Genomic DNA, 10,159 nt, shown 5'->3' on the forward strand with positions numbered 1-10,159 from the left:
GGCCGCCGACCCGCGGGCGGAGATCGACGACCTCGACCTGGACGCCTCGGTGGACGAGGCGGTGACAGTGGTGGAGTGGGGCGAGGGAATGGTCGAGCAGCTGGTCGACGCGCACCTGCGGGTACGCATCGACCGCCGCGACGACGACACCCGGGCGGTCACGCTGGAACCGGTCGGTGGCGACTGGGCCGCCCGGGTCGCCGAACTGTCCTGAGTCAGGGCTGAAGGGGCATCGTCCAGCAGTTGGAGTAGGCGGTCCGCCCGGCGAGCCGGTCGCTCATCCAGGCCACCGCGTCGCCCTGGTCGGTGATGAGCGGCACCAGGTGGTTGGTGAGGATCTTGTCGCCGAGGTTGGGCAGGCTGATCGCCTGGTAGGTCACGTTGCCGCCCTTGCGGCACCAGTCGACAGCCAGTTGACGGGCCTGCCGGTGGGGCACGATGTCGTCCTGGATGCCTGTTGCCACACGTACCGGGCCGGTGGGCTTGAGCGTGCCGATGCGCTGCCGGTCGAGGACGGCCTGGGCCTCGGGCGAGGCGGCGATGACGGCGGTGAGGGACCGGCCGCCGGTGATCCACTTGCTGCTCCTGGTGAACGCGTACCGGAGGATCGCGTCGCCGACGCACATGGTCGAGGTGTCCTTCAGCGCCGCCCGGCCGGTGTCGTTGACGGCGGCCTCGATGACGTCCCGCAGCGCCGGGTCGGACTGGGCGAAGCCGTTCAGCGACCACCCCAGCGCCCCCACCAGCGCGCTGCCGTCGATGCCGCCGATGACCGCGGTGAGGTCGGCGGGCGGCGCGCCGACGTAGGTGCCGGCGAGCGGCACGTCGGGCGCGTAGGTGGAGTGGAGTTCGGCGGCTGCGGCGCTGGCGCCCCCGCCCTGGCTGTATCCGTACAGACCGACCCGGGACTGGGCGGTGACCGATGCTCCGGGTACGGCGCGGGCGGCGCGGGCCGCGTCGAGCAGGGCGTGGCCGCCGTCGAGGCGGTTGACGTAGGTGTGCAGCCGGTCGGTCGCGCCCAGGCCGACGTAGTCGGTGACGACGACGGCCGCGCCGGTGGCGAGCAAACGATAGATCGCCAGTGCCTCGTAGCCGACGGACAGGGTGTCGCCGGTGAGCGTGAGCGGATGTTGCAGCGAGAACGACGGCGCGCACTGGTCGCCCTGCCCCATGGTTCCGGAGGCGACGGCCACCAGCGGGCGCGGGCCGGCGCCCCGCCACGCCGCCGACGGTTCGATGTAGGCGCCGGTCACCGCGACGGGCCGTCCGTTGGAGTCGGTGGACCGGTACATGAGTCGGGTGGCGGTGCCGGGCATCGGGCGGCCGTCGAGCCCGGGGATGCTCAGGCCGAGCGGCAGGGGTTCGGTGCGGATCAGCGTGCCGTTGGTGGCGGGCAGGTCGGTGGGCGGGTGGTAGAAGGCGGGGATGGTCACGCCGCGGGAGACCACGGGCGCGGCGTCGTCGGCGGCTGCGGCTGCGCCGGATCCGGCCAGGTAGGTGGCTGCCGCCGCGGCGACGGCGAGGATCCGGAGGCCGATCGCGCGGCGGGCGGAGGGCGTGCGGGGACGGGTGTTCCTGCTGCTCACGGGCACTCCTAGCGAGCATCGATGGTGGTGGATGCAAGCTAGCAGTGGTGGTGTGGCGTAAGTAACTTGCCAGTAGGTTACGCTCCGGTAACTTTTCTCGTCCAGTACCCGGCCCGGCCGCTGCCCGGGAGTGTCGGTCGCGGCTGGTAGGAAGATGGCGACCGACTAGGAGAGGTTGCCGATGCCCGACGCCCCCACCCTGGACCTGCCGGCGCTGTTGCCGGAGGCCTGGCGTGCCGTGCTCACCCCCCACCTCGACCCGGCCCGCACCGCCGCGCTGGCCGAGTTCGTCACCCGGGAGTACGCGACCGCCACGGTCTTCCCGCCGCTGGAGGACCTGTTCTCCGCCTACCGGCACTGCGCGCCGGCCGACACGAGGGTGCTCATCCTCGGCCAGGACCCGTACCACAAGGCGGGCCAGGCGCACGGGCTGAGCTTCAGCGTGCGCGAGGGGGTGGCGGTGCCGCCGTCGCTGCGCAACGTCTTCAAGGAGCTGAGCGAGGACCTGGGCGTGCCCAAGCCGCGCAGCGGAAACCTCGACGGCTGGGCCGCGCAGGGCGTGCTGCTGCTCAACTCGGTGCTGACGGTCCGGCAGGCCACCCCCGGCTCGCACGCGAACAAGGGCTGGGAGGAGTTCACCGACGCCACGATCCGGGCGCTGGACGCGCTCGACCAGCGCGTGGTCTTCCTGCTCTGGGGCGGCTACGCCCGCAAGAAGGCGGCGCTGGTGACCAACCCGCGGCACGTGGTGCTGGAGGCCGGGCACCCGAGCCCGATGAACCCGCGCGGCTTCCTCGGCAGCCGTCCGTTCAGCGCGGCAAACAAGGCGCTCGCCGACGCGGGGCTGCCCACCGTCGACTGGGAACGCTCAGCCGGCTGACCCGTCCGGCGCCTCGCCCGCCGCGGCGAGGCGCCGGCGGTACCGGGACAGCAGCTCGGCCGTGCGCTTGTCGGTCACCTCCACCTCGATCAGCGGCTCCACCGGGTACGTGCGCTCGCCGAGCCTGATCTCGATCGGCTCGGGCAGTTCGTCGCACATCCGGGCCCGCAGCTCGCCGAACCGGGTCCGCCAGCGGTGCTCGCCCGGTTCCTCGGGCTCCGGGTGGCCCCCGCCCCACTCCTGCCATCGGGCATCCCAGCGCTGCGCGCGGCCCCGCTCCAGGAACGCGGTGAAGCGCGGGGAGTCCCGCCACCGCACCGCGATCTCGACCGCGTCCACCGGCAGTGGCGCGCCCTGCAACAGGGCCGCCGTGCCGCCCGCCAGCACGTACGGCAGGTCGCCCAGCGCGTCCATGATCGGGTCGAGCCGGAGATGATCGATCCGCTCGGTCAGCGCGGTCCCGGCCATTTCGTCAAGCGCCGCGTCCAGGTGACTGTCCAGCGGCTCGACCTCGATCCGCAGTTGCCGATCCAGCGCGGCGAGCAGACGTTCCGCGGTGGTCAGGCTGGGCAGCCGGTCGCCGCGCTCGATCCGGGCGACGGCGGCCTGGCTGATCCCGACCCGCGCGGCCAGGGCCTGCTGGGTGAGTCCGGCCAGTTCCCGTTCGTGGCGCAGGGCGCGGGCGATCTCCTGGGCCAGGCGACTCTCCGTCATCTCCGGAGGATGGCAACTCGCCGTCGAGCGATATACCTGTGAGTCATATTTATGACCGAGAGGTATATCGCTCCCAGGTCACCTCTTCCGTCGGGACACTACGCACCGTGACCGGGTCAGCGGCGAGGGCGTGCCGAGGGCGGACGGGGCGGACGGCTAGGCTGGCTTACCGTGCTCGTACTCGTGGTGGACTCCTCGACGCCCGCGGTGACCGCGGCGCTGGCCGAGGTCTCGGCGGACGGCGTCGCGGTTCGCGCGTCCCGGTGCACCGTCGATGCCCGCGCCCACGGCGAGCTGCTCGCGCCGCAGGTCGACGCCGTGCTGGCGGACGTCGGCGCGCGTCCCGCCGACCTGGCCGCGATCGTCGCCGGCCTCGGCCCGGGCCCGTTCACCGGGCTGCGCGTCGGGCTGGTCACCGCCGCCACCATGGGTCAGGTGCTCGGCGTCCCCACGTACGGTGTCTGCTCGCTGGACGGGCTCGGCCACCCGGCGGCCGCCGGCGAGCCGGTGCTGGCGGCGAGCGACGCGCGGCGGCGGGAGATCTACTGGGCCGTCTACGACGGCGCCGGTCAGCGCCTGGCCGGCCCGGAGGTGGCGGCCCCGGCGGTGGTCGCGCAGCGGGCGCGCGACCTGGCGGTCAGCGTCGCGGTCGGCGACGGCGCGCACCGGTACGCGGACGTGCTCGGCCTGCCGGTGCGGGACGAGCCGCGCTACCCGGACCCGCTGGCGCTGGCGCGTCTCGCCGCGCCGCGGATCCGCGCGGACGCGCCCGGTGAGACGCTCACCCCGCTCTACCTGCGCCGCCCGGACGCGGTCGCCGCCACCGGCCACAAGCCGGTCCTGCCATGAGGCTGGGCCGGTTCCGCTGGTGGCACGTCGAGGAGGTGCTGCCCATCGAGGCGGACCTGTTCGGCGCCGAGCAGTGGTCGGCGGCGATGTTCTGGAACGAACTCGCCAACGGCCACTTCTACCTCGCCGCCACCGACGACGACGGCACCGTGCTCGGCTACGCCGGGCTGGCCGTCTACCCGCCCGACGAGGCGTGGGTGCAGAACGTCGCGGTCCGCCGGGACGCGCAGCGGCGGGGCATCGGCCGGCTGCTGCTGGAGGCGCTGCTCGCCGAGGCGGCCCGGCGCGGCGTCCGCAGCACGCTGCTGGAGGTCGCCGCGGACAACGCCCCGGCGCAGCGGCTCTACGCCGGCTACGGCTTCGAGCCGATCGGCGTACGGCGCGGCTACTACCAACCGAGCAACACCGACGCGCTGGTCATGCAGCGCAACGAGGACTGACGCGCATGGCTGACGAACCACTGATCCTCGGCATCGAGACCTCCTGCGACGAGACCGGCGTGGGCATCGTGCGCGGGCACACGCTGCTCGCCGACGCGCTCGCCTCCAGCGTCGAGGAGCACGCCCGGTTCGGCGGCGTGGTGCCCGAGGTGGCCAGCCGCGCCCACCTGGAGGCGATCGTGCCGACCATGGACCGGGCGCTGCGCGAGGCAGGCGTCACCATCGCCGACATCGACGCCATCGCCGTGACCTCCGGGCCGGGCCTGGCCGGCGCGCTGCTCGTCGGGGTCGCCGCAGCCAAGGGGTACGCGGTCGCGGCGGAAAAGCCGGTGTACGGGGTGAACCACCTCGCCGCGCACGTGGCTGTGGACACGCTCGAACACGGCCCGCTGCCCGAGCCCGCCATCGCGCTGCTGGTCTCCGGCGGCCACTCCTCGCTGCTGCGCGTCGACGACCTGGCCCGCGACGTCGTACCGCTCGGCGCCACCATCGACGACGCGGCCGGCGAGGCGTTCGACAAGGTGGCCCGGCTGCTCGGGCTGCCGTTCCCGGGCGGACCGTACATCGACCGCGAAGCGCGTGCCGGTGACCCGGCGGCGATCGCCTTCCCGCGCGGGCTGACCGCCGCGAAGGACCTGGTCGGGCACCGGTTCGACTTCTCCTTCTCGGGTCTGAAGACGGCGGTGGCCCGCTGGGTGGAGGCGCGGCAGCGGGCCGGTGAGCCGGTCCCGGTCGCCGACGTGGCGGCGTCCTTCCAGGAGGCGGTCTGCGACGTGCTGGTCGGCAAGGCGATCGACGCCTGCCGCACCAGCGGCATCGACACGCTGGTGATCGGCGGCGGAGTGGCAGCCAACTCCCGCCTGCGGGCGATGGCCGAGCAGCGGGCCGGCAAGTACGGCATCCGGGTGCGTACGCCCCGGCCGAAGCTCTGCACGGACAACGGCGCGATGGTGGCCGCGCTCGGCTCGCACCTGGTCGCCGCGGGCGTCGCGCCGAGCCGGCTGGACCTGCCGGCCGACTCGGCGATGCCGCTGACGGTGGTCAGTGTGTGAGCGGGGAGGAAACCGACATGATCGTCCGGATGTGGGAGGCCAAGGCCGAGTCGTACGGCTTCGCCGACCTGATCACCTGGGTCTGCGAGACCGCGCTGCCCGAGTTCGAGCACGACCCGATGCACGTCTCCAGCGAGGTGTTCTCCTCCACCGACCACCGGCTCGTGGTCATCTCCAAGTGGCGGAACAACCCCCGGGAACTGCCCGAGCCACCGGCGCGCCTGATCGCCCGCCCGCCGCACAGCTGGGACTTCGCCCAGGTCGACCGCTGACGCCGCCGCCCCGCTAGGAGCGGCGGGTCAGCCGCCAGGTGGCGTACCCGCCGGTGCCGAGCGCGATCAGGAAGACCGCCCACACCAGTCCGGTGCCGACCTGGAGCCCACCGCCGCTGCCCACGTTGGCCTGGGCGGCGGCGACGAGCGAGTCGCTCTGCGCGGGCGGCAGCGCGGCCGGCGGCAACTGCTGCCAGCGCACCAGCCCGGTGCTCTCCAGCATGGTCATGTGGTCGTTGACGAACTTGTTGGCGTCCTCGGCCAGCTTCCGCACGATCGGGTCGCGGGTGCTGGCCCGGACCGCGCCGATCACCGGAAAGATCTTGCCGTGGGCGACCCGCAGCCGAGTGACGAAGATCTGGTCGAACCGGGCGCCGGTGGCGTTCCGCATCTCGGTCAGCCACCCCTGCTGCTCTGCCGTCGGATCCGTCGGCAGGGTGGCGCCGAGCTTGTTGGCCGCCTCGACCACCAGCTGGTCCAGCTCCGCGTGCTGCTTGGCGATCTCCGCGCCGACCTCGCGTACCCGGGCGGACTGGCCCTTCTCGGCCGCCATCTGCCCGGCCGGCATCTCCCACAGCCCGGCCAGCCGTACGCCGTTGAGCAGCGTCATGTCGGCGGCGTTCATCTGCACGCCGGGGTTGGGCGCGGCCTGCGCCGTCCCGGGAACGACGCCGATCCCCGCGCCCAGCGCGGCGAGCAGCAGTACCACCCGGTGCGCCAGCTTGCGGCGTGCGGATTCCAGCGATGCCATGGTTGCGGTGCCTCCTCGGTCCGGACCGGTACGCGGGGTCGTGGACGGCCGCGCAAGCCGGCCGCCCGTCCGCACACTGGTACGGATCACCGGGCCGATCAGTTCAGCGGATCGGCGAGGAGTCGTTCGAACGCCAGCTCGGCGGCGCCGATCAGCGCCGCGTCGTCGCCCAGCTTCGGGGTACGCAGCCGCACGTGCTCCAGGCACGCGGGCAGCCCGTTGGAGTTGAGCCGGCTGCGCACCTGCGCGGCGGAGGCCAGGTAGAGGTCACGCATGGTGCCGCCGAAGATGACCATCTCCGGGTTGAAGATGTTCACCAGGTTCGCGACGCCGAAGCCGAGCCAGTCGCCGGCCTGCCGTACCGCGGTCTGCGCGCGGGCGTCGCCCCGGTCGGCGGCGTCGAAGACCGCCAGCAGCGCGTCCCGGCCGCGCGCCTCGGACCGGCCGGCGGCGCGCAGCAGCCCGTGCTCGCCGATCTCGGTCTCCCAGCAGCCGCGCCGGCCGCAGTCGCAGCGCACCCCGTCGCGGACCACCACCATGTGGCCCACCTCGCCGCCGTAGCCGCCGTGCCCCCTCAGCCGCCGCCCTCCCGCGATGATGCCCGCGCCCACACCGACGTCGCCGTAGATGTAGATGACGTTGTCGCAGCCGACCGCCGCGCCCCGGGCGTGCTCGGCGTACGCGGCCACGTCGGCCACGTTGCCCACCGTGATCGGTACGTCTATCCCCAGCTCGACGGCGAGCGCCGCACCGATCGGCTCGTCCACCCAGCCGGTGGTGGGGCTGAGCCGGACCAGCCCGTCCTCGCGGCGGACCATGCCGCACACCGCCACGCCGGCGCCGACGCAGATCGCGTCCGGCGGCACCGACTGGTGCATCTCCTTGACCGCGCCGGCGAGCAGCGGGGCGGCCTCCCCGGCGACCAGGTTGCGCGGCCGGTCCATCTCCCGGCGGTCGAGCACCTCACCGCCGAGTCCGACCCGCGCGGCCCGCAGCCGGTCCACCTCGACGCTGTACGCGTACGCGTAGACCCGCCCCGACTCGGGCCGGACGACGAGTGACGGTCGTCCGGCCCGGCCGGTCTCCTTCGGCGTCCCCTCGCTGACCAGACCGGCGCCGCCCCGGGCCGCGGTCAGCGCGCCGATGGTGCTGCGGTTGAGGCCGAGCGCGGTGGTCAGCTCGGCGCGGGTGGTGGCCCCGTGGACGTGCACGTATCGGAGCAATGCGCCCAGGTTCTGCCGACGGATCTCGTCCTGACTGGGGCCCGCGCGCATTGCCACTGCCATGGTGTTTCCGTACCCCTGCTCAGCGGTTGCCGGTCGCGGCGGCCCGCCGACGCGAGAGCGCGTCGATGGTCGCCGCGGCGAGCAGCACCACGCCGGTGACCACGTACTTGACGCCCGAGCTGTATCCCATCAGTCCCATACCGTTGTCGATGACCGCGACCACCGCGCCTCCGAGCACGGCGTCGAGGACCCGGCCCTTGCCGCCGAAGAGGCTGGTGCCACCGATCACCGCCGCGCCGACGGCGTAGAGCAGTACGTTACTGCCCCCGGTGTTGGGGTCGACCGAGTTGCCCCTGCTGGCGGCCACGATGCCACCGATGGCGGCCATCGAGGAGCAGATGACGAAGACGGAGATACGGATCCGGTCGACGTTGATGCCGGCCCGGCGGGCCGCCTCGGCGTTGCCGCCGACCGCGTAGATGTGCCGCCCGTAGCTGGTGCGCTGGAGCACGAACGTCCAGACGATCAGCAGCACCGCGATGATCGGCACCACGATCGGCACGCCCTTGAGCGAGGTGATCAGCACGTTGCGGCTGCGCTCCAGGTTGAGGACGTAGACCGCCACGCCGAGGATCACGGCCAGGCCGGCGATCCGCGCGCCGACCACCGTGAGCGGGTCGGTGAGCAGTCCACGGGCGGCCCGGTTGCGGTACCGGAGCAACTGCACTGCCGCGTACCCGGCGACGGCCACCGCGGCGAGCGCCCAGCCCAGCGCCGGGGAGAGGTTGCGGTTGGCGATCGCGACGAGCACGTCGTCGCGGATCGCGATGTTGGCGCCCTCGTCCATCAGCGTCAGCACGACACCCTGGAAGGCGAGGAACCCGGCGAGCGTCACCACGAAGGACGGGATGCCGACCTTGGCGACCAGCAGGCCCAGCACGGTGCCGATCACCAGACCGGTGACGACGGCGGCGAGCACCGCCACGTACCAGGGGTAGCCGAGCACGGTGACCACGTTGGCCAGGATCGCGGCGCAGACGCCGCTGGCGAAGCCGGCGGAGAGGTCGATCTCGCCGAGCAGCAGGACGAAGACCAGGCCCATGGCGATGAGCGTGACCGCCGCGCCCTGGGTGAACAGGTTCGCCAGGTTGCCGGCGGTGAAGAACGACGGGCGGGCGATCGAGAAGCCCACCGCCAGCGCCACGAGCATGACCACCGCGGGGAGCGCGCCGATGTCGCCGCCGCGTACCCGGCGCCAGTAGTTGTTCACGTGGCTGTTCAGGGTCGGTGTCGGCGCGACGCCGGCCGGGCCTTCCTTCTTCACGACGATGGCGGTCATCGGATGGCTCCTGGGGTGGTGTCGGCGGGCGCGGCGCCGTTGCCGCCCGGCTCGCCGGTGAGGCCGAGGCCGCCGGATCGGCCGGCGGTGATCAGCTCGACCACCTGCGAGTGGGTGATGTCGGTGGTCTTCACCTGGGCGACCATCTGGCCGAGGTAGAGCGCGGCGATCCGGTCGGAGACGGCGAAGACGTCGTTCATGTTGTGCGAGATGAGCACCACGGCCAGGCCGTTGTCGGCCAGCCGGCGCACCAGCTCCAGCACCTGGGCGGTCTGCGCGACGCCGAGCGCGGCGGTCGGCTCGTCCAGGATGACCAGCCGGCTGTTCCAGAGCACGGCCTTGGCGATGGCGACGGTCTGCCGCTGGCCGCCGGAGAGGCTGGCCACGTGCTGGCGCAGCGACTTCACGGTGCGCACGCTCAGGCCGGCGAGCGTCTCGGCGGCCATCTGCTCCATGGTCGGCTCGTCGAGCACGATGCCGCTGCGCTTCTCCCGGCCGAGGAACATGTTCTGCACGATGTCGAGGTTGTCGCAGAGCGCGAGATCCTGGTAGACGACCTCGATCCCGAGCGCGGCGGCGTCCCGGGGGCTGTTGATGGTCACCGGCCGGCCGTCGAAGAGGAACTCGCCGGCGTCGGTGGGGTGGATGCCGCTGATGCACTTGACCAGGGTCGACTTGCCGGCGCCGTTGTCACCGACGAGCGCGGTCACCTCGCCGGGGTGCGCGGCGAAGGCGACGTCGCGCAGCACCTGGACGGGACCGAAGCTCTTGTCGATCCCGCGTAGCTCCAGCAGGGGGGTTGCGGACACGGGGTTCTCCTTTGGGCGGAGGGAGGTCTCGGATCCCGTCCGGCGCGGGCGCCGCCTGAGGCGGGTGGGTCAGCTCACGCCGGCGTCGGTGCAGAGCTTCGCGAAGGCACCGGTGCAGAGTTCTTCCTTGGTGACGTAGCCGTCGGCCACGACGTCCTTGACGTTGTCCTTGAAGATGGCCTTGGGCTCCAGCAGCACGGCCGGCACGTCCCGGTTGCCCTCCGGGTCCTTGACCGTCTGG

The 10,159-nt window shown here is 72.9% G+C and carries 11 protein-coding genes and 2 pseudogenes; 6 read left to right on the forward strand and 7 right to left on the reverse strand.

Annotated features, from left to right (window positions below; all coding sequences use genetic code 11):
• A pseudogene (locus KBX39_RS12500) lies at nucleotides 1-214 on the forward strand (tRNA (adenosine(37)-N6)-threonylcarbamoyltransferase complex ATPase subunit type 1 TsaE); the annotation flags it as partial.
• A gap of 1 nt (nucleotide 215) precedes the next feature.
• Here the strand turns inward: KBX39_RS12500 and KBX39_RS12505 are convergent.
• Nucleotides 216-1,586 (reverse strand): lipase family protein, encoded by a 1,371-nt coding sequence (locus KBX39_RS12505; RefSeq protein WP_210870570.1) that lies wholly within the window; start codon nucleotides 1,584-1,586, stop codon nucleotides 216-218.
• Nucleotides 1,587-1,767: 181 nt separating this feature from the next.
• On the opposite strand from KBX39_RS12505, the gene ung reads away from it, so the two are divergent.
• Nucleotides 1,768-2,466 carry a uracil-DNA glycosylase gene (ung, locus tag KBX39_RS12510; RefSeq protein WP_043328313.1) on the forward strand — a complete coding sequence of 233 codons (699 nt, stop codon included), beginning with the start codon at nucleotides 1,768-1,770 and terminating at the stop codon, nucleotides 2,464-2,466.
• Here ung and KBX39_RS12515 read toward each other — a convergent pair.
• Entirely contained in the window at nucleotides 2,455-3,180 is a 726-nt protein-coding gene (locus KBX39_RS12515) for a helix-turn-helix domain-containing protein (protein WP_210870573.1), read from the reverse strand. The genes ung and KBX39_RS12515 overlap by 12 nt on opposite strands.
• Before the next feature lie 171 nt (nucleotides 3,181-3,351).
• Here KBX39_RS12515 and tsaB point away from each other — a divergent pair, with 171 nt between their 5' ends.
• Genes tsaB through KBX39_RS12535 form a run of 4 tightly spaced genes read left to right on the forward strand, consistent with a single transcriptional unit; the run spans nucleotide 3,352 to nucleotide 5,793 of the window.
• Nucleotides 3,352-4,029 (forward strand): tRNA (adenosine(37)-N6)-threonylcarbamoyltransferase complex dimerization subunit type 1 TsaB, encoded by a 678-nt coding sequence (gene tsaB, locus KBX39_RS12520; RefSeq protein WP_210870576.1) that lies wholly within the window; start codon nucleotides 3,352-3,354, stop codon nucleotides 4,027-4,029.
• Entirely contained in the window at nucleotides 4,026-4,469 is a 444-nt protein-coding gene (gene rimI, locus KBX39_RS12525; RefSeq protein WP_064446583.1) for a ribosomal protein S18-alanine N-acetyltransferase, read from the forward strand. The genes tsaB and rimI overlap by 4 nt, the downstream gene beginning before the upstream one ends.
• Before the next feature lie 5 nt (nucleotides 4,470-4,474).
• Entirely contained in the window at nucleotides 4,475-5,521 is a 1,047-nt protein-coding gene (gene tsaD / locus KBX39_RS12530; RefSeq protein WP_030501550.1) for a tRNA (adenosine(37)-N6)-threonylcarbamoyltransferase complex transferase subunit TsaD, read from the forward strand.
• Between the two features lie 17 nt (nucleotides 5,522-5,538).
• Nucleotides 5,539-5,793, forward strand: a complete 255-nt coding sequence (locus KBX39_RS12535; protein WP_030501549.1) for a hypothetical protein — start codon at nucleotides 5,539-5,541, stop codon at nucleotides 5,791-5,793.
• Between the two features lie 13 nt (nucleotides 5,794-5,806).
• Here the strand turns inward: KBX39_RS12535 and KBX39_RS12540 are convergent, their stop codons facing one another.
• From KBX39_RS12540 to KBX39_RS33280, 5 genes and pseudogenes are all read right to left on the reverse strand, one after another.
• Nucleotides 5,807-6,544, reverse strand: a complete 738-nt coding sequence (locus KBX39_RS12540) for a DUF4142 domain-containing protein (protein WP_043328319.1) — start codon at nucleotides 6,542-6,544, stop codon at nucleotides 5,807-5,809.
• Between the two features lie 98 nt (nucleotides 6,545-6,642).
• The gene (locus KBX39_RS12545; protein ID WP_210870580.1) at nucleotides 6,643-7,818 is read right to left on the reverse strand and encodes an ROK family protein; all 1,176 of its coding nucleotides are present in this window, start codon (nucleotides 7,816-7,818) and stop codon (nucleotides 6,643-6,645) included.
• Between the two features lie 31 nt (nucleotides 7,819-7,849).
• Nucleotides 7,850-9,109: a sugar ABC transporter permease gene (locus tag KBX39_RS12550; RefSeq protein WP_043328321.1), complete on the reverse strand. Its 1,260-nt coding sequence runs from the start codon at nucleotides 9,107-9,109 to the stop codon at nucleotides 7,850-7,852.
• The gene (locus KBX39_RS12555) at nucleotides 9,106-9,918 is read right to left on the reverse strand and encodes an ATP-binding cassette domain-containing protein (protein WP_043328323.1); all 813 of its coding nucleotides are present in this window, start codon (nucleotides 9,916-9,918) and stop codon (nucleotides 9,106-9,108) included. Before KBX39_RS12555 ends, KBX39_RS12550 begins: the two co-directional genes overlap by 4 nt.
• Before the next feature lie 69 nt (nucleotides 9,919-9,987).
• Nucleotides 9,988-10,159, reverse strand: a pseudogene (locus KBX39_RS33280) (sugar ABC transporter substrate-binding protein); the annotation flags it as partial.

It is taken from the genome of Micromonospora sp. D75 (assembly GCF_018070405.1).
GTDB lineage: Bacteria > Actinomycetota > Actinomycetes > Mycobacteriales > Micromonosporaceae > Micromonospora > Micromonospora chalcea.